The sequence below is a fragment of the Jannaschia donghaensis genome (genome assembly GCF_001403795.1).
GTDB lineage: Bacteria > Pseudomonadota > Alphaproteobacteria > Rhodobacterales > Rhodobacteraceae > Jannaschia > Jannaschia donghaensis.
In genome coordinates this window covers 532,304-552,103 of record NZ_CXSU01000005.1, presented here as the reverse complement: position 1 = coordinate 552,103, position 19,800 = coordinate 532,304, and the positions used below count along the sequence as shown (strand labels likewise).

Genomic DNA, 19,800 nt, shown 5'->3' with positions numbered 1-19,800 from the left:
GTCAGCCCTGCGGATCACCCGTCATTAAGGGATCGAGTAATTCACGAGGTTGCGTCAGGGAGCGGCCCCCGGCGATTTCGACCGATGGACCAAGAGATGCAGGGACAAGATGCGTCGCTTCGAACGGTTGGGCTGCAGGAACATCCGTCTCAGGCTGGACCGTTCGCGACAGGGCCGGATCATCTGTGCCAGCTTCGATCCGGGCGGCGTCCGACCGGGAAACGAGGTTCATCGCATCGAGCACGGACACGAGGATGGGCCCCCACATCAGGCCCAAGAAACAGGCGGCGACCAGGGATTTGGACGGCATGACCGCGAGGATCATCTGCACGAACCTGTTTGGGTGTTTCGCTGTTATGTCCGCTTTCATCCTGCCTTCGACCCTCCGCTGCGACCCCGCCATCGCGGAGGAGTGCTCTCGAAGATCAGATCAAACAGAGGAAACGGGCAGGAATCGGGCATTCCCAAGATGTTAACGCGGCGTTAACTTGTCTTTCCAAATGATGAACGATGTCGGATCACCTGTCTTTTCCAGCGATTACGGCGCTTGCGGCCTCCAACGCGCCGGTCCCGTGGGGCACGTTCAGCGCCTTGAGGCCCGCATCGATGGACGCCAGCGTGCCCAGCATCGAATGTCCCGAGACATGGCCCATGTGCCCAACCCGGAAGAAGCCGTTCGTCATCCGGTCGCCATTCGGGGCCATGCCCAGACCGATGCCGAGGGTCAGGCCCATATGATCCTCGCACCACATGCGCAGATCGGTCCCATGTTCCGGCAAGCGGACGGAGGTGACCGCATTCGACCGGATGGCAGGGTCGCGGACGTTCAACTCCAGACCCGCACCATTGGTACCATGATCTTCCCAACGATCGAACGCCGCATGCAGGGCCGCGGCGAGGGTCGCGTGACGCGTCCAGACGTTCTCGATCCCCTCCTCGTGGACGATCATGTCGAGAGATTCGCGCAGGCCGTAGAGATGATGGGTCGGGCCGGTGCCCTGAAAATAACGGAAATAGATCTCCGGGTCGGTGCGCGGCGTCCAATCCCAGTAGAACGTCGCAAGGTCCGAGCGTTCGCGCGCCTTCGCCGCCCGGTCGTTGTAAAAGACGAAGGCCATACCAGCGGGCGTCATCAGACCCTTCTGGCAGCCGGCGAAGGCGACATCGACGCCCCAATCGTCCATCCGCATCTCGTCGCAGCCCAGGCTGGCCATGCAGTCCGCGTGCAGCAGTGCGGGGTGGCCGGCCGCGTCGATTTCAGCCCGGATGGCTTTCAGGTCGGCCTTGATCGACGACGAGGTGTCGACGTGGACGCAAAGCACCGACTTGATCTCGTGGCCCGTATCCTCGCGCAGCCGTTGACCGATGGCCGCCGGGTCCATTGCGTCGCGGTTGCCGAAATCGAGCATTTCCGTGCGGATGCCCATGCAACGCGCCACCTCGGCCCAGCCGTCGGCAAAGGTGCCTGTCCGCGGCACCAGCACCAGATCCCCTTTGGCATGCGTGTTGGCCAGCGACGCCTCCCACGCGGCGTGGCCGTTGCCGATGTAGATCGTCGCGTTGTGATCGGTCTGCGCCACCGTCTTCAGGTCCGGGATCAGCGAATGGGTCAGATCCACCAGTGGCCCGACGTAGATGTTCGGCGACGGGCGGTGCATCGCGCGCAGCACCCGGTCCGGGATGATCGAGGGACCGGGAATGGCCAGCGTCTGGGGACCGTGGGACAGCGACATGGAAGCTCCTGTTCTGAGTTCGCAAATCGCTACGCCCGGCACGGTGCGGGGTCAATGTGTGCGGGCGGGGGGTTGGCGCGGTCGTCCGGTTGCCCCATCTGTGTCCCATGAAACGCACCCTCCTCCGAGTGTCCGGCGACGACCGGGAAAAATTCCTCCACGGCCTGCTGACACGGGACGTGCCCGAGACGGGGCTGGGCTATGCCGCGCTGCTGACGCCGCAGGGCAAGTATCTGGCGGATTTCCTGACGTTCCGCGACGCCGATGCGCTCTATCTGGATGTTGCCACCGATTTCGCCGCCGGTCTGGCGCAGCGGCTGACGATGTACCGCCTGCGCTCCAAGGTCGCGGTCGAAGATGCGGGGCTGACCGTTGCGCGGGGACTGGATGACATGCCCGATGGAGCGATGGCCGACCCCCGCCCCGGTATGGGCTGGCGGCACTATGGCGCAACCGGGGGGGATGGTGTCGACTGGGATGCGGTGCGCGTGGCGAACATCGTGCCCGAGAGCGGGATCGAGCTGATTCCGGGCGAAAGTTACATCCTGGAAATGGGGTTCGAGCGTCTGGGCGGCGTCGATTTCCGCAAGGGCTGCTTCGTGGGGCAAGAGATCGTCGCGCGAATGAAACACAAGACCGAGCTGCGCAAAGGGTTGGTCCGGGTGCGCGGTGCCGTCGTGCCGGGGGCCGGCATCACCAACGCCGGACGTGATGCCGGCACCGTCCATACCGTGTCGGGCGACCGCGCGCTGGCGTATCTGCGCTTCGATCGGGCCGACGGGATGGAGACGGACGCCGGACCGCTTGCCTTGGATTGATCCCACCCGGTTGCCGTGCCGGGGCGGCGGCCATACCTATGTCGTGAAATCACACCCGAGGCCCCGATGACCCCTTTTCCCGCCAGCCTGACGACCCTGAACACTCCTCTGCCCCGCGATGCCAACGCGACCCCCGCCGGAGGGGAGCCGCTGGGCGATCTGCCGGAATGGGACCTGACGGATCTTTATGCCGGGGAAGACGCGCCGGAGCTGACCCGCGATATGGCATGGCTGGAGACGGAATGCGCCGCCTTCGCCGCCGATTACGAAGGCAAGCTGGCCGACCTGTCCGCGGATGAGATGTTGCGCTGCATTCAGCGCAACGAGAAAATCGACGAGATCGCGGGCCGCATCATGTCGTTCGCGGGCCTGCGCTACTACCAGGTCACGACCGACGGCGACCGCGCCAAGTTCATGTCCGACTGTGAAGGCAAGCTGACGGAATACACCACGCCGCTGGTGTTCTTCTCGCTGGAGTTCAACCGCATCGAGGATTCCACCTATGAGGCGATGATGGCGGCCAATGCCGATCTGGCACGCTACCGCCCTGCATTGGACCGATTGCGGGCGATGAAGCCCTATCAGCTGTCCGACGAATTGGAGAAATTCCTGCACGATGCGTCGGTCGTCGGGGCGTCGGCGTGGAACAAACTGTTCGACGAGACGATCGCGGGACTGACCTTCGACGTCATGGGCGAGGAGCTGGGTATCGAGGCCACGCTCAACTTCCTGACCGATCAGGACCGGTCCAAACGCGAGGCCGGTGCCCGCGCGCTGGCCGAGGTTTTCGGCAAGAATGTCCGTACCTTCGCCCGTGTCCATAACACGCTGGCCAAAGAGAAAGAGATCGGGGACCGCTGGCGCGGGCTTCCGACGCCGCAATCGGGCCGCCATCTGGCCAACCACGTGGAGCCTGAGGTCGTGGAGGCGCTGCGCGACGCCGTGGTCGCGGCCTATCCGCGCCTGTCGCACCGCTACTACAAGCTGAAGGCAAAATGGCTCGGCCTCGACACCCTGCAAGTCTGGGACCGCAACGCCCCCCTGCCGATGGAGGAAACGCGCCTGGTCGGCTGGGAGGAAGCCCGCAAGACCGTCATGGACGCCTACGCCGGGTTCGATCCGGAAATGGCCAAGCTGGCCGAGCCGTTCTTCACCGACGGCTGGATCGATGCGGGCGTGAAACCGGGCAAGGCCCCGGGCGCTTTTGCCCACCCGACCGTGACGACCGTGCACCCTTACGTGATGCTGAACTACCTGGGCAAACCGCGCGACGTGATGACGCTGGCGCATGAGTTGGGGCACGGCGTCCATCAGGTGCTGGCCGCAGGGCAAGGCGAGATGCTGTCGTCGACGCCCCTGACATTGGCCGAAACGGCGTCGGTGTTCGGCGAGATGCTGACCTTCCGGGCCATGCTCGACGGGGCCAAGGACGATGCGCAGCGCAAGGTCATGCTCGCCGGTAAGGTGGAGGACATGATCAACACCGTCGTCCGCCAGATCGCCTTCTACGACTTCGAGTGCAAGCTGCACGCCGCCCGCCGCGAAGGGGAGTTGACGCCCGAAGACATCGACGCGCTGTGGATGTCGGTGCAGGCGGAAAGCCTTGGCCCGGTGTTCGAGTACATGGAAGGCTACGAACACTTCTGGGCCTATATCCCGCACTTTGTGCACTCGCCGTTCTACGTCTATGCCTATGCGTTCGGCGACGGGTTGGTGAACGCGCTTTACGCCGCCTACGAAGATGCGCCCGAGGGATTCCAGGAAAAGTACTTCGACATGCTCAAGGCGGGCGGGTCGAAGCACCACAAGGAACTTCTTGCCCCGTTCGGCCTGGACGCAAGCGACCCGGCATTCTGGGACAAGGGTCTGTCGATGATCGAAGGCTTCATCGACGAGTTGGAGGCGCTGGAGGGCTAAGCCGCTTGGTGCCTGCCCCCAGTGGATGCTTGCCTCTCGGAAGGTGACACCGAGGCACGGCAAAGGTCCGACTGGAGGCCGGATTAATGAATGCGGCAGAGGCCATGGTGAGCGGCTTTCGGCGCATCCATATCCGCCGATCCAAAAATACGACGGAAATTCCGTTCGGGCCCGTGAGAGTTGGACACAAGCTTTCGGAGGACCTCATGAAGACACTCGGCACCACGCTCGCTCTAACGCTTTTGACCGGCGGTGCGGTTCAAGCGCATGTGACCATCACGGTAGATGGGGATCAGCGCTGTATCGCATCTAACGGAGTGCCCGATCACGAAACCGGACCATGGCGGGCCGGCGCCACGGTGGAAGAGCAGGATCATAGGTTCTGCATGGATGCCACGCCCGGACTCACAGATACCATCACCCGCGGCGCCCGTGTGTCTGGCATTACGCTGACCGGAATTCCACTGCGTCCGGGCACTGCGGAATACTACGATGCAACGTCGGAGCGCGGGTATTCGCGCGATCCATCCTCGGGATGGAATGTCGAAGGTATGGGCGGGCTGATCATGGATGCCCAGAACGCGCATGTGGACGGTCAGGGTATGTACCATTATCACGGCATTCCCTCTGCGGTGACGAGCCAGCTTGAAAGCACGCTCTTCGGCTATGCTGCGGACGGGTTCGAAATTCACTACATGGGCGACCAGGCGCAGTCGTCCTGGCAATTGAAAAGTGGGGAGCGCGACTCAGGTCCAGGTGGCGTACATGACGGCACCTATGAGCAAGATTATGAATATGTTGCGCAGTCCGGCACTTTGGATGAGTGCAATGGGGCACTGCTCGACGGGCAATACGTCTATTTCGCGACCGATACCTACCCGTTCTTCCCGCGCTGTTTCAAAGGCACGGTTTCAAGCGACTTCATCGGTGGCCGCGGCGATCAGCCCCCGCCGGGTGACGGCGGCTGATCTGAAACAGACTAAAATTCACATAATGCCATTACCGAGTAAACTCGACCGGCAGGTTCGTCCGCACAGCGGATCCCGCGTTACCCCATCATCTCCTTGAGCACCGCGTCGGGCCCCGACTTCTCCGCCGGTTCGGGCCGAGAGATGGCCGGGGTTTCGCGCACGTGAAGATCGCCCTCCGCGCAGTCGAGCATGAACGCCGCCAGGTCGCCCGTACGGGTGCGGATCAAGTCTTCCGGGATCACATCGTCGAACACCTGAAAATCGCCCGATGCCGCTTCGTCCAGCAGCCAGCCGGGACGCACTGCCGTCCAGCGTAGCCAGGGTGTCGCCTGCAGGATTTTTTCCATCTCGCCCATCTGCTCGAAGATCGACGCGAGGCCCAGCCGCGCCGCCGCCTCGAACCAGATCGGGCCGCGCGCCATCGTCTCCACGAAGGTGGCCGAAATGGTGATCAGGCGATCGACTTCGGCGGCGCGCATCGCGGCAAGGACGTTGCGCGTGCCCGTCGTATGCAGATCGGGCGGGTTCACGACCGTGTCGGGCCCTGCGTCGATGCCCACGGCGTTGAGCACGGCGTCGATTCCGTCCATGTCGCCCTGCGGTCCGTCGCGGTCCATCAGATCGGTGGCGACCCATTCCAGACCCTCGGCCTGTCGTTCGTTCCCGGACAGCGAATGCGCGGACGCGCGGACCCGGTGGCCCCGTGCCAGCGCCTGATCGATCAACCGTGAGCCAGTGGCCCCATCGGCCCCGTAGACGAGAATATGCATGTTTGATCCCTTTGCGAAGTCGCAAGGTCAACCACGGCCTGCGCGACCGGTTCCCCCCTCTGGTCCCCCGCGACGGTATGCCTTAGCGGTGGGGCGCAAAATTCGGAGGGATTGCGATGCAACTCTGGGTCGGTCTGGGCAATCCGGGCGCGAAATACGCTGGCAATCGGCACAACATCGGCTTCATGGCCCTGGACCGTATTCTGGAGGACCGGAATGGCGGCCCGTGGCGCGCGAAGTTCCAGGGCGAGATCGCGGAGGTGCGCTTCGGGTCCGAGAAGGTCTGGCTGCTCAAACCCGCGACCTTCATGAACCTGTCTGGGCAATCGGTGGGCGAGGCGATGCGGTTTCACAAGCTGGAGCCGGGCGACGTGACCGTGTTCCACGACGAGCTGGATCTGGCCCCCGGCAAGCTGCGTCTGAAACAGGGCGGCGGGCATGCGGGGCACAACGGATTACGCTCCATCCATCAGCATCTGGGACCGGATTACGCCCGCGTGCGCCTGGGCATCGGGCATCCGGGCCACAAAGACCGCGTCGCGGGCTACGTCCTGTCCGATTTCGCCAAGGCCGAAGGTCAGATGCTGGACGATCTGCTGCGCGGCATCTGCGATGGGGCCGCGAAACTGGCGGCGGGCGACGGCGCGGGGTTCACCAATGCCGTCGCGCTTCGCGTCGCACCGCCGCGGTCGTCCGGGGGGGACAAGGTCCGGCCCAAGCCGCAGGCCACACCCGGCAAAGCGGCCGATCCGGCACCGAAACCGGCGGAAACCCTCTCACCGCTGCAAAGACTCGCCGCGAAGTTCAAGTAATGTATCGCTTACCTTGCCGGGGCTACGACCCCATGATGATCTAGCCATCGGAGGGCTGCCAATGGCGCTATGGATCAAACGGATCGGGCTGTCGCTTTTTGCGCTGCTTCTGGCAGGCGGTGGATTCGCCATGGTGAAACGCGAAGAAATCAGCCGCCTGTTCGCAGTCAACACCCTGTTCGCGCCGGGCAAGATTATCGCCAATTTTTCCAACATGCGGGGGGCGTTTCTCTGGGTTCCCCTGGCGGGTCAGGCGGGCGCGCCGATCCCGAACGGCACCCCCACGCCCCTGCCGCCGGGGGCCGACGCATGGATCGCGGACCGCCAGATCACCGGGCTGGTCGTGCTTCGCAACGGTCGGGTCGCGCACGAAAGCTACCACTTGGACACCGGCCCCGCAGATCAGCGGATCAGCTGGTCGGTCGCCAAATCCTTTCTGTCGCTGTTGACGGGCATCCTGGTAAGCGAGGGCCGCATCGTTCTGTCCGACACGGTCGAGAAATACGCCCCCCTGCTGGCCACGTCCGCCTATGCGGGGGCGACGGTGCAGGACGTGCTGCAAATGGAATCGGGCGTCGCCTTCAACGAGGATTACTTCGATCCCGACAGCGACATAAACCGGATGGGCCGGGTCATCGCCCTGGGCGGCGCGCTGGACGAATTCACCGCCGACCTGGACGTTCGCGACCGAACGCCGGGGGCGCAGATGAAGTACGTGTCCATGGACACGCATGTTCTGGGCATGGTGCTGCGCGGCGCGACCGGCACGCCCATTCCCGAATTGATGGCGGAGCGGCTGACGGGACCGATGGGCATCGCCGACGCGTATTTCCTGACCGACGGGGAGGGTACGGCATTCGTCCTGGGTGGCCTGAACATGACGACGCGCGATTATGCCCGCATGGGGCTGATGGTGGCGCAGGGCGGGCGGCTGGACGGCGTGCAGATCGTGCCAGAGGCGTGGGTCAACCTATCCACCGTTCCGTCCGCGCGGACGGCCGATGGCGACATGCGCTATGGTTATCAATGGTGGATGCCGTCCGACGCGCGCCCGGGCGAGGTGATGGCGCAGGGTGTCTATGGTCAGTTCGTCTACATCGACCGCGCGCGCGACGTGGTGATCGCGATGAACGCCGCAGATCGCAATTTTCGCGATCCGGGCGTGGCGGAGGCGAACATCGCCATGTTCCGCGCCATCGCCGCCGCGCAATAGCCTTCTGCGCCGCATGCCCTATCTGTAAAACAGTGAACGATAGGAGCGGACATGACCCAGACACCCCCCGGACAACTGGCCGCGCTCAACGTGTTCGGCAAATCGCTACAGGTTTGCGGCACTGATCCTGTGACCGGATTTTTCCGCGACGGATGCTGCAACACCGGGCCGATGGACGGCGGCGTCCATACCGTCTGCGCCATCGTGACCGAAGAATTCCTGGCTCATTCCAAATATCTTGGCAACGACCTGTCGACGCCCCGGCCCGAATACAGCTTTGCCGGCCTGAAGCCCGGCGACCGCTGGTGTCTGTGCGCCGCGCGGTTCCTGCAGGCGCACCATGAGGATTGCGCGCCGAAGGTGAGCCTGGCCGCGACGCATCAGCGAACGCTCGATACCGTGCCGATGGAGATCCTGCAGAAATATGCCGCCGATTGAGATGCTGAAAGACGGGCTTCATCCGGTTCCAATCGGCAAGGTCGCGGCGATCGTCACCCATCTGGAGATGACGGCGGTCCCGGAGTTGCGTCCCGCAACTCTTCCCGACGGCACCGTGCTGAGCCGCTTCGAAGCCCCCGCGACCGACTGGTACCGCGACCTCTTCACCCGGATCGGCGGGCCGGACTGGCTCTGGTCATCGCGTCTGCGGATGTCGGATGCGGACCTGCGAGCGATTATCGCGCACACGGACGTCGAGGTGTTCGCCGTGACGTTCGCCGGCCGTGCGGAGGGCCTTCTGGAGCTCGACTTCCGTGATGGCGAAACCTGCGAACTGGCTTTTTTCGGGCTGACACCCGCGGCGCAGGGGATCGGGGCAGGCCGGGCGATGTTGACCCTGGCGATAACACGGGCCTTCGCCCGGCCGATCGCGCGTCTGCATCTGCACACCTGCACCCTGGACAGCCCCGTGGCGCTGCCGTTCTATCTGAGGTCAGGGTTCGTGGCGGTGCGGCGGGAGGTCGAGATTATGGACGACCCCCGTCTCGACGGCACGTTGGCCGAGACGGCGGGCGCGCACCACCCGATCCTGCGATAGGTGGGGCCCCAGGCGTCAGTTTCGGCCCTTGCCGTTTCCGCCGCCGTTCCCGTTTCCACCACCGTTCCCATTGCCACCGCCGTTGCCACCGCGATCCGCGCTGCCTCCGCCACGATTCGCGGACCGCTCGGCCCGGCGGGCATCACGCTCGGCGGTGCGGGGCGCCCGGGTCTCGCCGCGCAGGGCCGCGCGTTCGGCATTGCGCAGATGCGCTTCCAGCGCGGTCTCCAGCCCCTTCAGGCCGGAATGCACGTCCCCCTCCTCGACCGGTACGCCGTCCTCGGTTTCCATCCGGGCCGCAAGCTTGTCGTAGACCAGGACGAGCGTCTGCGTGCCCTTCTTCAACTCGTATTCGGTCGTGTTGATCCGGTCGCGAACAGACACCTGCTCGTAACCCTGATCGCCCGCGGCATCGACGACTTCTGCCGTGACGTCGTCGGTGGCGGTCTGGGCCGCGGCGGGCAGGCCGGCGGCGACGGCGAAGCCGCAGGCGAGAAAGACGCGGCAAAGGGGTGCAATGCTGGCCATGTGGAGCCTCCTTAAATTCTGACCCCACGCTTGTGTCCGAGATATGTGCCGAAACCGGGGCCGAAAAACGGCCTCTCCTGGCGCTGACCGGCAGCGGTCAGAGCACGTCGCCCATTTCCCACCCCAAGGCGCGCGCGACGGTGAAGATATCCTTATCGCCACGACCGCACATATTCATCACGATAATGTGGTCTGCAGGCAGATCTCCCGCGATCTTCATGACGTGCGCCAGGGCATGGGACGGTTCCAGCGCGGGAATGATGCCTTCAAGTTCGCAGCAGAGCTGGAACGCCTCCAGCGCCTCCACGTCAGTGATCGAGACGTATTTCGCGCGGCCGATCTCGTGCAGCCAGGAATGTTCCGGCCCGATACCAGGGTAATCGAGGCCCGCGGAAATCGAGAACCCCTCCAGGATTTGGCCATCGTCGTCCTGCAAAAGATACGTGCGGTTACCATGCAGCACGCCGGGGCGCCCACCGGTCAGGGACGCACAATGCTCCATCCGGTCGTTGACGCCCTTGCCGCCCGCCTCCACCCCGATGATGTTCACGTCCTTGTCGTCAAGGAACGGAAAGAACAGACCCATCGCGTTGGACCCGCCCCCGATGGCGGCGATGATCGTGTCGGGAAGACGGCCCTCGGCTGCCTGCATCTGTTCCTTGGCTTCCTTGCCGATGATGGCCTGAAAATCGCGGACCATCGCCGGATACGGGTGCGGCCCCGCGACCGTGCCGATGCAATAAAACGTGTCGTCGACGTTCGTCACCCAGTCGCGCAGCGCGTCGTTCATCGCGTCCTTGAGCGTCCCGCGCCCCGACGTGACGGGCACGACTTCGGCCCCCAGCAGCTTCATGCGGAAAACGTTGGGCGACTGACGTTCGACGTCATGCGCACCCATGTATACAATGCATTTCAGGCCGAACTTGGCGCAGACAGTGGCCGTGGCGACGCCGTGCTGGCCCGCACCGGTTTCGGCAATGATGCGGGTCTTGCCCATGCGGCGGGCCAGGATGATCTGGCCCAGCACGTTGTTGATCTTATGCGCGCCGGTGTGGTTGAGCTCGTCTCGCTTGAGATAGATCTTTGCGCCACCGAATTTCTCGGTCAGCCGTTCCGCGAAATACATCGGGGACGGGCGACCGACGTAATGCGTCCACAAGTCGTGCATTTCGGCCCAGAAACTATCGTCGGTCTTGGCGTGCTCGTACTGCGCTTCCAGCTCTAGGATCAGGGGCATCAGCGTTTCGGACACGAAGCGCCCGCCAAAGTCGCCGAAGCGACCGTTCTCGTCCGGGCCGGTCATGAAGGAATTCAGAAGATCGTCGGGCATGGATACGCTCCCTTGTGTCGGCTTCGGTCTAGTCCGCGCGGGCCCGGCCTGCAACGGCCCCCACCTTGCGTCAGGCGGACGCAGCGGCGACGAAGGCGGCGATCCGGGCGGCATCCTTCATCCCCGGTGCGGTTTCCACGCCAGACGATACATCGACCTGTCGCGCGCCGGTCAGGCGGATCGCCTCGCCCACATTGTCCGGGGTCAGACCCCCGGCCAGCATCCAGGGCGTCGTCCAGTCGCGCCCCGCAATCAGGGTCCAGTCGAACCCGACGCCGTTGCCCCCCGGCAGATCGGTCCCTTCGGGCGGCTTGGCATCCACAAGAAGCTGATCGGCAACGGCGGCATAGGCGTCGAGCGTGGGCAGGTCGTCGGCCGTGCGCAGGCCCACCGCCTTCATCACCGGCAGCCCCGTCCGTCTGCGCACATCGAGAACACGCTCGGGCGATTCCGATCCGTGCAATTGGATCATGTCGAGTGGCACCGCATCGACCACGGCGGCCAGCATCGCATCGTCTGGGTTTACCAAAAGCGCGACCTTTGCCAAACCGACGGGCGCAGCCACGGCAAGGTCACGCGCCTGTGCGATTTCGACATTTCGCGGGGATTTGGGGAAAAAGACGAGGCCGATATAGGCGGCCCCGGCCTGTGCTGCGGCATCGACATCCGCCAGCATCGTCAGGCCACAGATCTTGCTTCGGACAGCGCGACCCGGCTGTGTCACGCGCATCACGCCAACGATTCCGTCAAATTGTCAGGCATCGCCCAGCAGGGCCAGGACGTCATCCTTGTCGGACTTGGCCTGGGTCCGGGCAAGCTGCTTTTGGAGCTTTTCCTTTTCGGCACGTTCGGACCGCGCCTCGGCCCGGTGCTTGTGTTCGCGCAGCCATTCCCAGACGAAGCCGACCAGCAGACCAATCCCCATCGCTAGGAAGATGACGAGGAACAGTGGCATGGTGACCGACAGATCCAGCCCCAGCATCGTGCCCATGTCTTCGGGAAGGATGCGCAGCGAGACGAGGGAGCGGTTGGCAAGCGCCAGGACCACGAGGCACAGGGCAAGGATGCCGAGGAAGAGATAGCGAAGGAAAGTCATGACCCTGACCTAGCCGCGCGAACTGACGCTGTCCAGCGGGCGCGCGTTTCGAGGTCAGGCTTTGTCGTTGAGACGGTCGCGCAGAAGCTTGCCGGCCTTGAAGAACGGCACATGCTTTTCGTCGACCTGAACGGGTTCGCCCGTGCGCGGGTTGCGGCCGGTTCGCGCGTCACGCTGCTTGACCGAAAAAGCACCGAAGCCGCGCAGCTCCACCCGGTTGCCGACGGCCAGCGCGTCTATGATTTCCTCGAAGATCGTGTTCACGATCTTTTCCACATCGCGCTGGTAGAGATGCGGATTGTCGTCTGCGACCTTCTGAATCAGCTCGGAACGTATCATGTCTTCCCCTTCCTTCGTCCATTGAAGCAGATTTGGTCCGTGCAGGTGGCGGTGGTATAGCCTTATCCGTAGGACAGAAAAAGGGGGCAGGACCGCCGATCATAGGGCCTTCCGGCACTTTTTCAGGTGTCCACACTGTTACCCCGAGGAAGCCCGTCGCAACTGCAACGCGAATTCACCTGAGCTATGCCACTCACCTTATTGGCGACTATTCCCAATCCACAGACCGGAGACCGCTTGAATTGCACAATTGGCGCGCCAATTCTGTGGCGCTTTTGCACCTAAAATTGCGGCGCGCGGCGGGGAAAATGGGCCGAAATGGGTCCGAGATCGGCAATAAAACGCGAAACGGCCCCGCCAACAAGGCGGGGCCGTTCCAGATTGCTCGCGAGGCGTCGAACTTATTCGTCGTCGCCCTTAAGCGCAGCACCCAGGATATCGCCCAAGGACGCACCCGAATCGGAGGACCCGAACTGTTCGACGGCCTCTTTCTCTTCGGCGATCTCGCGCGCTTTGATGGACAGACCCAGACGACGGTTCTTGGCGTCCACGTTGGTCACGCGGACGTCGATCTTGTCGCCGGTGCCGAAACGCTCGGGGCGCTGATCGGCACGGTCGCGGGCCAGGTCGGAGCGGCGGATGAAGGACTTCATGCCCTCGTATTCCACTTCGATACCACCCTCTTCGATCTTGGTGACTTCGACGGTGATGATCGAACCACGCTTCACGCCGTCGATGACCTCCGCGTGGGGGTCGCCGCCGGCCGCCTTGATCGAAAGCGAGATACGCTCCTTGTCGGTGTCGACCTCGGACACGACCGCATTGACGATATCGCCCTTGCGGTAGTCGCCGATGACGTCTTCGCCCCGGCCTTCCCAGGTCAGGTCCGACAGGTGGACCATACCGTCGATATCGCCGGGCAGACCCACGAACAGACCGAACTCGGTGATGTTCTTGACCTCGCCCTCGACCTGCGTCCCTTCGGGGTGTGTTTCAGCGAACACTTCCCACGGATTGCGCATGGTCTGCTTAAGACCGAGCGAGACGCGACGCTTGGCCGTGTCGATCTCCAGCACCATGACTTCCACTTCCTGCGAGGTGGAGACGATCTTGCCGGGGTGCACGTTCTTCTTGGTCCAGGACATTTCCGAGACGTGAACCAGACCTTCGACGCCCGGCTCCAACTCGACGAATGCACCGTAGTCAGTGATGTTCGTGACGCGACCGGTGTGGTTGCTGTCGAGCGGGTACTTGGCGATCACGGTATCCCACGGATCGTCCTGCAGCTGCTTCATACCGAGGCTGATACGGTGGGTTTCCTTGTTGATCTTGATGACCTGGACCTTGACGGTCTCGCCGATCGACAGGATCTCGCGCGGGTCGTTGACGCGGCGCCAGGCCATGTCGGTGACGTGCAGCAGGCCATCGACGCCACCCAGATCGACGAATGCGCCGTATTCGGTGATGTTCTTGACGACGCCGTCGACGGTCTGGCCTTCGGCCAGGTTGCCGATGACTTCGGCGCGCTGCTCGGCACGACTCTCTTCGAGGATCGCACGACGCGAGACCACGATGTTGCCGCGACGGCGATCCATCTTGAGGATCTGGAACGGCTGCTTGAGACCCATGAGCGGGCCGGCGTCGCGCACGGGGCGCACGTCGACCTGGCTGCCGGGCAGGAAGGCCACGGCACCGCCAAGGTCGACCGTGAAGCCACCCTTGACGCGACCGAAGATGGCGCCTTCGACACGCTCTTCCTTGCCGTAGGCTTCTTCCAGACGGTCCCAGGCGGCTTCGCGGCGGGCCATCTCGTGGGAGATGACGGCTTCGCCCTTGGAGTTCTCGACGTTGCGCAGGAAGACTTCGACTTCGTCGCCGACCTCGATCTCCGCCTGTTCGCCGGGATTCGCGAATTCCTTGAGATCGACGCGGCCTTCCATCTTGTAGCCGACGTCGATGATGGCCTGGCCGGCTTCGATCGCCAGCACTTTGCCCTTGACCACCGACCCTTCGGTCGGCGTGTCGATTTCGAGGCTTTCGTTCAAGAGGGCCTCGAACTCCTCCATGGATGCATTGGTAGCCATATGGCGTGTAGTTCCTAACGGTTGCATTTGACTGGCCGTGCGGTTGTCTCCGCCGGTCTTGGTTTGGTCGGAAAGCGCGCCGGGTGCGGCTTGAGCCGCTTGTCCGTCGCACTGTCGGGTGACGCGCGGGGGTCTAGGCGAATTGCGGCCAAAGGGCAAGGGGACGACCGAAACCGCTCACCGGCACGTCGCGCCCCGCCCCACCCTGCAAAGCCGCATCGACGGTGTCGCGGACGGAACCTGCCCGTCGAGGGGGCCGTTTGTTCGACAACGATCAAACCACGGAGACCCACCATGGCGAAAAAGGCACTGATTTCGGGGGCCAGCGTCGCCGGTCCGATGACGGCTTACTGGCTGGCCCGGCACGGGTGGGACGTCACGATCGTGGAGCGGGCGGACAGCCTGCGCCTTGGTGGGCAGGCCATAGACATCACCGACGCCGCGCGCGACATCGTCCGCCTGATGGGCCTGGAGGAGGAGATCAAATCCCGCCACACGGGCGAGAAAGGCCTGCAGTTCGTCGACACCGACAACGTCGCGATTGCCAAGTTTCCAGTCGAAAAGAAAGGTGCCATCACGCGCGAGATCGAGATCCTGCGTGGAGAGCTGGTCGATATTCTGGTCAAGGCGACACCCGAAACGGTCACCTATCGCTACGGCACCACGATCCGGGGCCTCGAAAGCCTTGCGGATGCCGTCCACGTTACCTTCGACGACGGCATGAAGGAGACTTTCGACGTCGTCCTTGCCGCCGATGGTATGAATTCGGCCACCCGCCCGATGGTGATCGGTAAGCACGATTATGAAAGGTACCTCGGTTGCTGGTCATCGTATTTCACGATCCCACGTCAGGCCCACGACAACGATTGGTGGCGCTGGTACACCAGTCCGACGGGCGTGATCGCGTTCCTGCGGCCCGACAATCAGGGCACCATGCGCGCTTCGGTCAATTTTCTGAGCGCCGACAGCAATCCCGAACACATGTCGACGAACGACAAGCGCAAACGCCTGCGCGCGCGTCTGGACGGAGCGGGATGGGAAAGCGACCGGATCGCCGAGGCGCTGGACCGGGTCGACGACATCTTCCTAAGTCCGCTGCATCAGATCAAATCCGCGACGTGGTGGCGCGGACGCTGCGCGTTGGTGGGCGACGCGGCGCATTGCCCGACGCCCTATACCGGCATGGGCACGACGCTCGCCATCATCGGGGCCTATGTCCTGGCCAACGAACTGGGGACCAACGACGCGCCCGAAGAGGCGTTTCTTGCCTACGAGCGCAAGTTCAAGGCCTTCGCCACGCGCAGTCAGAAATTGCCGCCGGGCGTGCCCGACGTCGCCTACGCCCAGTCGCGCTTCAAGGTGAAGCTGATCAACAGCGGCGCAAAATTCGCCGCCTCCTCCCCGGTGCAGGCCTTCGCGTCCCTGTTCGACAGCGCGGATAAGGCGGATCCCAACAACTTCGATCTGCCCGACTACAAAGTGCCCGCGGCCTAACGCGTCACAGCAGCTTTTCCGCCAGAAACGCCTCCGCTGCCACGAAACTTCGGCGGGCGGAGCGTTCGACATAGCCGGCGGGACGACCGGGGTTGGTGAACGCGTGTTCGGTGCGCCCCAGACACAGCGCGTGCCAATCGGCGCAATGCGCCTCCAACTCCGCCACCATGACCCCGAATTGTGCGGGTGTGGCCAGCGGATCGGCCCAGCCATGGCACAAAAGAACGGGCGGCATGTCGGTGGTGGGGGTCGGCGGCGCGTCGAAGACGGCGTGCATTCCGACGATGGCATCCCCCTGCCCCGACCGTCCCAAGTCCAGAACCGCCTTTCCGCCCAGGCAATATCCGACGGCCCCGACACGGGCCGCGCCCCAGCCCTTCACCTCGTCCAGTGCGGCCTGCATCCGAGCGAGAAAGGTGGCGCGGTCGGCTTCGACGTCCGCCATTCTGACCGCCGCGGCGGCGGAATCGTCGCTGCGCCAGCCGTCGCCGTAGTAGTCGACCGCCAGAACCGCATAGCCCCGCGCAGCCCAAAGATCCGCCTGCGCCATCTCGAAGTCGCGCAGCCCGAAAAAGGCGGGCGCGATCAGAAGGCCGGCACCGTTTGGCGCATCAGGATCCGCGCGGTAGCCGACGAGGCGTTGCCCGTCGCAGGCGTATTCGTAGGGTGCGCCCATCAGTCATTCTCCAACAGGTCAGGCTCGAACGCGTCGATCTCGGCGATGGCGGCACCGGCGATGCCGCGTACGTCGCCGTACATGCCCATCATCGCGCCGATCGCCTTTTCCAACTGCTTGTCGCGCGTGGCCCATTGCGCGGTCATGTGCTTCTTTTCCTTGGCGAGCGCGGCCTGCATCGCCTCGAACGGCTCCACCACGGCTTCGATGCGCCCGCGAAACTGCGGTCCGGTCAAATAATCATAGAGCATTTCGGATTTCGTCGCCTGACCGTCGCGCGCGCCCCGCGCCTCGGCCACGCGCAGCATTCCGTCGCGCAGCGCATGGGCCAGGGGCACGGCATAGCGCGGGGCCACGACCCAGACGCCGTCGATCATCGCAAAGGTTTCGCAAGTTTCGGGACGCACTTCGGACACCAGGACGGCGACGTCGGCCCCGGCGGTGCGCATGTCGTCGCGTAGCTTCGGCAGCCAGTCGCGCGACCAATTGGCGGCGCGTTTGGACTCCCAAATGACGGTCCCCGCGCCATCGACGCGCAGTAGGCAATCGGCACCCCGGATCCCCTTGGCCACAGGTTCCACCCGGTCGGCCGGGAAGGCGCGCGTCAGTTGTTCCTCCAGCACGAGTTCCGCCGCCTCGCCCTGCCGCTGCTGGCTGCCCTGTTCGATCTTCTTGTTGAGGATGTCGATCTGACGGCGCAGCGCCTCCATCTGCGTGTCCTTCTCGGCCAGCTTCAGCGCCTGCGCCTCCTGCGCGGTCCGCACGCGTTCGGCGGCCAGCGCTTCGGCTTCCACCGCCAGTTTCGCGCGGGCGGCTTCGGTGGCGACGGCGACCTTGGTCTGGATCGTCAGCTCCATCTCGCGGGTCTTTTCGGCCAGGTCCGCTTGCAGCTTTACGGCGCGGGCCTGCGCGGCCTGCGCTTCGGCCAGCTTGGCCTCTCGTGCCTTGTCGTTCGCACGAAGGGCCACGACTTCGACGTCGCGTGCTGCGGCCTCCTCCTCGATCTGCTTCAGCTTGTCGGCCTGTGCGGCACGGGCGGCTTCGGCCGCCTGCGCCTCGATCTGGGTTTTTTGTTTGGCCAGCGCGTCGGCCTGCGCCGCCGCCATGTCGCGTCGGGTCTGTTCCAGCAACGGACCGGCCAGCGATTCGGTCAGTTTGATATCGCCGCCGCAATCGGGGCAGGTGATTTGGGGATCGCTCATGCGGATACGTTGCCTTGCGCGGCGCGCGCCTTCAAGCGGTTTGCGCGCGTCAGATGTCTTGCCCGCGATCCTGCAACCGCTCCAAAAGCTTCTGCTGCTCCCCGCGACTGTCGCCGCGCCCGAACTGGCCGGCCCCGGACGAAAACAGCGTGCCGTAGGTCGTGGCCGCGTTCACCGTCTGCCCGATGCCGGAAATCAGCTGATCGCGGCGCAAGCTGCGCAGCGGATGGATGAACACGGCCCAGACGCGGCCCTCGGCGATGGCATAGCGCGCATCGAGGGCGCTGTCGAAATTGGCCTGCATCATGCGCTGCAGGTCTTCGGGCGTCAGACCGTCGGCGGCGCGGATGGGCACCATGACGCGCATCCGGTCGGCCCGCGGGTCGGTCACGATCAGGACGGGCACGTCCTCCACCGTCAGCCGAAAGGCCGCATCCGCCCGCTCCGCCCCCGCGTCCAGCGCTCTTACGATCGCCTCCATCCGGTCGATGTCCATGTCGACAATGGCAGGGGCCTCTGCCTCCTGTCCCTGGGCGTGATTGGACAAGGCGAAGACGAGGATAGCCGTCGCCACAGCCATTGCGGGCAGACGGATCCAGTCGAGGCGGGGATCGGGGCGGTGGGGCATGGCGCGTCTCCTGAAGGGTCCGTCCGAAGGATAGAACCGGAACCGATGCCGTGCCATGCACCTTTCGGTGAAGTGTGGGGTCAGCCGGCGGCGCGGGCGTCCATCGCAGCCTGAACGACGGCGATGGCGGTGGCGACGGCGGCGTCGATATCCATGCGCGACGTGTCGATCACCGTGGCGTCGTCGGCGGCGACCAGCGGCGCCTCCGCCCGGCCCATGTCGCGGGCATCGCGGGCCCGCACGTCCGCCAGAACGCTGTCGTAGGTGACCGCTTCGCCCTTGGCAGACAATTCCTTGAAGCGCCGGTCCGCCCGCACCTCGGCCGAGGCGGTGACGTAGAGCTTCACCTCGGCCTCCGGGCAGATGACGGTGCAGATGTCGCGCCCGTCCAGCACCGCGCCGCCGGTGGCCCGCGCGAACCCCTTCTGAAACTGCGTCAGCGCCGCGCGCACGTCGGGCAAGACGGCAACGCGGCTGGCCGCCTGTGCGATGTCGGACGTGCGCAGCGCGTCGCCATCCAGATCCTTGGGCGTCAGCGCCAGCGCCGCCGCCACCGGATCGACCCCGTCCAGCGTCTTGGCCCCGACCGCGCGGTACAACAGCCCGGTGTCCAGGTGACGCAGCCCGAACCGCGCCGCGACCGCCTTGCTGATGGTGCCCTTGCCCGCTGCTGCGGGACCGTCGATCGCGACCGTGAATATCATGTGGGCACCTGCGTCGTCATCTGTGGATCGGCCTTGGCCGCCTGTGGTGTGCCGTCGGCGATCTGGTACCAATCCGGCTTGTCCGCGCAATAGATATGCCCCTTGAGCGACAGTCCAGTGGGCCCGTCCAGCGCGCCGGCCATGATCGACAGGTTGGCCCCCGGCCCGTCCCAGAACATCTGCGACCCGCAAGTACCGCAGAAGCCACGCCGAGCGATATCGGAGGACGCGAACCACGTCACGTCGCCCGTGATCGCCACGGCACCGCGCGGGGCCGATGTCGCGGCCACGAAATTGCCGGTAACCTTGCGGCACTGGACGCAGTGACAGGCGATGACGGGGCGCATCGGGCCGTCGACCGTGAAGCGGATCGCACCGCACAAACAGCTGCCGCGCTGGGGAATGTCGGTCATGGAACCTCCGGTCGATTGTCCGTTCGGGATATGTCA

General features: G+C 64.5%; 22 protein-coding genes. 8 read left to right on the top strand and 14 right to left on the bottom strand.

Annotation, left to right across the window (positions count from 1 at the left end):
- Position 1 precedes the first annotated feature (1 nt).
- Both JDO7802_RS03405 and JDO7802_RS03400 read right to left on the bottom strand, forming a co-directional pair.
- Positions 2-325, bottom strand: coding sequence for a hypothetical protein (locus tag JDO7802_RS03405; RefSeq protein ID WP_144430494.1), 324 nt, complete (start codon positions 323-325; stop codon positions 2-4).
- Positions 326-518: 193 nt separating this feature from the next.
- Positions 519-1,733: a pyridoxal-phosphate-dependent aminotransferase family protein gene (locus JDO7802_RS03400; protein WP_055082574.1), complete on the bottom strand. Its 1,215-nt coding sequence runs from the start codon at positions 1,731-1,733 to the stop codon at positions 519-521.
- A 107-nt stretch (positions 1,734-1,840) separates the two neighbouring features.
- On the opposite strand from JDO7802_RS03400, the gene ygfZ reads away from it, so the two are divergent.
- From ygfZ to JDO7802_RS03385, 3 genes are all read left to right on the top strand, one after another.
- On the top strand, positions 1,841-2,551 hold the full coding sequence (gene ygfZ / locus JDO7802_RS03395; protein ID WP_055082572.1) for a CAF17-like 4Fe-4S cluster assembly/insertion protein YgfZ: 711 nt from the start codon (positions 1,841-1,843) through the stop codon (positions 2,549-2,551).
- 66 nt (positions 2,552-2,617) lie between these two features.
- On the top strand, positions 2,618-4,468 hold the full coding sequence (locus tag JDO7802_RS03390; protein ID WP_055082570.1) for a M3 family oligoendopeptidase: 1,851 nt from the start codon (positions 2,618-2,620) through the stop codon (positions 4,466-4,468).
- 206 nt (positions 4,469-4,674) lie between these two features.
- Positions 4,675-5,436, top strand: coding sequence for a YHYH protein (locus JDO7802_RS03385; protein WP_055083020.1), 762 nt, complete (start codon positions 4,675-4,677; stop codon positions 5,434-5,436).
- Positions 5,437-5,516: 80 nt separating this feature from the next.
- Here JDO7802_RS03385 and JDO7802_RS03380 read toward each other — a convergent pair whose 3' ends face one another.
- Positions 5,517-6,209, bottom strand: a complete 693-nt coding sequence (locus JDO7802_RS03380; protein WP_055082568.1) for an NAD(P)-dependent oxidoreductase — start codon at positions 6,207-6,209, stop codon at positions 5,517-5,519.
- A gap of 116 nt (positions 6,210-6,325) precedes the next feature.
- Here JDO7802_RS03380 and pth point away from each other — a divergent pair, with 116 nt between their 5' ends.
- From pth to JDO7802_RS03360, 4 genes are all read left to right on the top strand, one after another.
- Positions 6,326-7,021: an aminoacyl-tRNA hydrolase gene (pth, locus tag JDO7802_RS03375; RefSeq protein ID WP_055082566.1), complete on the top strand. Its 696-nt coding sequence runs from the start codon at positions 6,326-6,328 to the stop codon at positions 7,019-7,021.
- Positions 7,022-7,082: 61 nt separating this feature from the next.
- The gene (locus tag JDO7802_RS03370) at positions 7,083-8,234 is read left to right on the top strand and encodes a serine hydrolase domain-containing protein (protein ID WP_055082564.1); all 1,152 of its coding nucleotides are present in this window, start codon (positions 7,083-7,085) and stop codon (positions 8,232-8,234) included.
- A 51-nt stretch (positions 8,235-8,285) separates the two neighbouring features.
- Positions 8,286-8,672, top strand: coding sequence for a DUF2237 family protein (locus JDO7802_RS03365; protein ID WP_055082562.1), 387 nt, complete (start codon positions 8,286-8,288; stop codon positions 8,670-8,672).
- Positions 8,659-9,270, top strand: a complete 612-nt coding sequence (locus JDO7802_RS03360; RefSeq protein WP_245624096.1) for a GNAT family N-acetyltransferase — start codon at positions 8,659-8,661, stop codon at positions 9,268-9,270. Before JDO7802_RS03365 ends, JDO7802_RS03360 begins: the two co-directional genes overlap by 14 nt.
- 15 nt (positions 9,271-9,285) lie before the next feature.
- On the opposite strand, the gene JDO7802_RS03355 is transcribed toward JDO7802_RS03360, so the two are convergent.
- The 6 genes from JDO7802_RS03355 to rpsA form a co-directional block, all read right to left on the bottom strand.
- The gene (locus tag JDO7802_RS03355; protein WP_055082558.1) at positions 9,286-9,798 is read right to left on the bottom strand and encodes a hypothetical protein; all 513 of its coding nucleotides are present in this window, start codon (positions 9,796-9,798) and stop codon (positions 9,286-9,288) included.
- A gap of 97 nt (positions 9,799-9,895) precedes the next feature.
- Positions 9,896-11,128: a tryptophan synthase subunit beta gene (gene trpB, locus JDO7802_RS03350; RefSeq protein WP_055082556.1), complete on the bottom strand. Its 1,233-nt coding sequence runs from the start codon at positions 11,126-11,128 to the stop codon at positions 9,896-9,898.
- 70 nt (positions 11,129-11,198) lie between these two features.
- Positions 11,199-11,858 (bottom strand): phosphoribosylanthranilate isomerase, encoded by a 660-nt coding sequence (locus JDO7802_RS03345; RefSeq protein WP_144430493.1) that lies wholly within the window; start codon positions 11,856-11,858, stop codon positions 11,199-11,201.
- Positions 11,859-11,882: 24 nt separating this feature from the next.
- The gene (locus tag JDO7802_RS03340; RefSeq protein WP_055082554.1) at positions 11,883-12,224 is read right to left on the bottom strand and encodes a LapA family protein; all 342 of its coding nucleotides are present in this window, start codon (positions 12,222-12,224) and stop codon (positions 11,883-11,885) included.
- A gap of 54 nt (positions 12,225-12,278) precedes the next feature.
- Positions 12,279-12,563: an integration host factor subunit beta gene (ihfB, locus tag JDO7802_RS03335; protein WP_055082552.1), complete on the bottom strand. Its 285-nt coding sequence runs from the start codon at positions 12,561-12,563 to the stop codon at positions 12,279-12,281.
- 401 nt (positions 12,564-12,964) lie between these two features.
- Entirely contained in the window at positions 12,965-14,647 is a 1,683-nt protein-coding gene (gene rpsA, locus JDO7802_RS03330) for a 30S ribosomal protein S1 (RefSeq protein ID WP_083480989.1), read from the bottom strand.
- Between the two features lie 294 nt (positions 14,648-14,941).
- Between rpsA and JDO7802_RS03325 the strand changes: the two genes are divergently transcribed.
- Complete coding sequence (locus JDO7802_RS03325) at positions 14,942-16,141, top strand: FAD-dependent monooxygenase (protein WP_055082548.1); 1,200 nt, start codon at positions 14,942-14,944, stop codon at positions 16,139-16,141.
- Positions 16,142-16,145: 4 nt separating this feature from the next.
- Here the strand turns inward: JDO7802_RS03325 and JDO7802_RS03320 are convergent, their stop codons facing one another.
- The 5 genes from JDO7802_RS03320 to JDO7802_RS03300 all read right to left on the bottom strand — a co-directional run bounded on the left by JDO7802_RS03320 (position 16,146) and on the right by JDO7802_RS03300 (position 19,764).
- The gene (locus tag JDO7802_RS03320; RefSeq protein ID WP_055082546.1) at positions 16,146-16,817 is read right to left on the bottom strand and encodes a dienelactone hydrolase family protein; all 672 of its coding nucleotides are present in this window, start codon (positions 16,815-16,817) and stop codon (positions 16,146-16,148) included.
- Positions 16,817-18,019 carry a DUF2130 domain-containing protein gene (locus JDO7802_RS03315; protein ID WP_055082544.1) on the bottom strand — a complete coding sequence of 401 codons (1,203 nt, stop codon included), beginning with the start codon at positions 18,017-18,019 and terminating at the stop codon, positions 16,817-16,819. The genes JDO7802_RS03320 and JDO7802_RS03315 overlap by 1 nt, the downstream gene beginning before the upstream one ends.
- A 49-nt stretch (positions 18,020-18,068) precedes the next feature.
- Positions 18,069-18,647: a hypothetical protein gene (locus tag JDO7802_RS03310; RefSeq protein WP_245624095.1), complete on the bottom strand. Its 579-nt coding sequence runs from the start codon at positions 18,645-18,647 to the stop codon at positions 18,069-18,071.
- Positions 18,648-18,727: 80 nt separating this feature from the next.
- The gene (locus JDO7802_RS03305) at positions 18,728-19,351 is read right to left on the bottom strand and encodes a (d)CMP kinase (protein ID WP_055082542.1); all 624 of its coding nucleotides are present in this window, start codon (positions 19,349-19,351) and stop codon (positions 18,728-18,730) included.
- Positions 19,348-19,764 (bottom strand): GFA family protein, encoded by a 417-nt coding sequence (locus JDO7802_RS03300; protein ID WP_055082540.1) that lies wholly within the window; start codon positions 19,762-19,764, stop codon positions 19,348-19,350. Before JDO7802_RS03300 ends, JDO7802_RS03305 begins: the two co-directional genes overlap by 4 nt.
- Positions 19,765-19,800 lie beyond the last annotated feature (36 nt).

Bases quoted from the DNA above. Each gene is read 5' to 3' on its own strand.
- JDO7802_RS03310 (WP_245624095.1), bottom strand. From the start codon at position 18,647: ATGCCCCACCGCCCCGATCCCCGCCTCGACTGGATCCGTCTGCCCGCA.
- ihfB (WP_055082552.1), bottom strand. From the start codon at position 12,563: ATGATACGTTCCGAGCTGATTCAGAAGGTCGCAGACGACAATCCGCAT.
- JDO7802_RS03385 (WP_055083020.1), top strand. From the start codon at position 4,675: ATGAAGACACTCGGCACCACGCTCGCTCTAACGCTTTTGACCGGCGGT.
- JDO7802_RS03355 (WP_055082558.1), bottom strand. From the start codon at position 9,798: ATGGCCAGCATTGCACCCCTTTGCCGCGTCTTTCTCGCCTGCGGCTTC.
- JDO7802_RS03320 (WP_055082546.1), bottom strand. From the start codon at position 16,817: ATGGGCGCACCCTACGAATACGCCTGCGACGGGCAACGCCTCGTCGGC.
- JDO7802_RS03390 (WP_055082570.1), top strand. From the start codon at position 2,618: ATGACCCCTTTTCCCGCCAGCCTGACGACCCTGAACACTCCTCTGCCC.
- rpsA (WP_083480989.1), bottom strand. From the start codon at position 14,647: ATGGCTACCAATGCATCCATGGAGGAGTTCGAGGCCCTCTTGAACGAA.
- JDO7802_RS03345 (WP_144430493.1), bottom strand. From the start codon at position 11,858: ATGCGCGTGACACAGCCGGGTCGCGCTGTCCGAAGCAAGATCTGTGGC.
- JDO7802_RS03340 (WP_055082554.1), bottom strand. From the start codon at position 12,224: ATGACTTTCCTTCGCTATCTCTTCCTCGGCATCCTTGCCCTGTGCCTC.
- JDO7802_RS03405 (WP_144430494.1), bottom strand. From the start codon at position 325: ATGATCCTCGCGGTCATGCCGTCCAAATCCCTGGTCGCCGCCTGTTTC.
- JDO7802_RS03370 (WP_055082564.1), top strand. From the start codon at position 7,083: ATGGCGCTATGGATCAAACGGATCGGGCTGTCGCTTTTTGCGCTGCTT.
- trpB (WP_055082556.1), bottom strand. From the start codon at position 11,128: ATGCCCGACGATCTTCTGAATTCCTTCATGACCGGCCCGGACGAGAAC.
- JDO7802_RS03300 (WP_055082540.1), bottom strand. From the start codon at position 19,764: ATGACCGACATTCCCCAGCGCGGCAGCTGTTTGTGCGGTGCGATCCGC.
- JDO7802_RS03360 (WP_245624096.1), top strand. From the start codon at position 8,659: ATGCCGCCGATTGAGATGCTGAAAGACGGGCTTCATCCGGTTCCAATC.
- JDO7802_RS03325 (WP_055082548.1), top strand. From the start codon at position 14,942: ATGGCGAAAAAGGCACTGATTTCGGGGGCCAGCGTCGCCGGTCCGATG.
- ygfZ (WP_055082572.1), top strand. From the start codon at position 1,841: ATGAAACGCACCCTCCTCCGAGTGTCCGGCGACGACCGGGAAAAATTC.
- JDO7802_RS03315 (WP_055082544.1), bottom strand. From the start codon at position 18,019: ATGAGCGATCCCCAAATCACCTGCCCCGATTGCGGCGGCGATATCAAA.
- pth (WP_055082566.1), top strand. From the start codon at position 6,326: ATGCAACTCTGGGTCGGTCTGGGCAATCCGGGCGCGAAATACGCTGGC.
- JDO7802_RS03305 (WP_055082542.1), bottom strand. From the start codon at position 19,351: ATGATATTCACGGTCGCGATCGACGGTCCCGCAGCAGCGGGCAAGGGC.
- JDO7802_RS03400 (WP_055082574.1), bottom strand. From the start codon at position 1,733: ATGTCGCTGTCCCACGGTCCCCAGACGCTGGCCATTCCCGGTCCCTCG.
- JDO7802_RS03365 (WP_055082562.1), top strand. From the start codon at position 8,286: ATGACCCAGACACCCCCCGGACAACTGGCCGCGCTCAACGTGTTCGGC.
- JDO7802_RS03380 (WP_055082568.1), bottom strand. From the start codon at position 6,209: ATGCATATTCTCGTCTACGGGGCCGATGGGGCCACTGGCTCACGGTTG.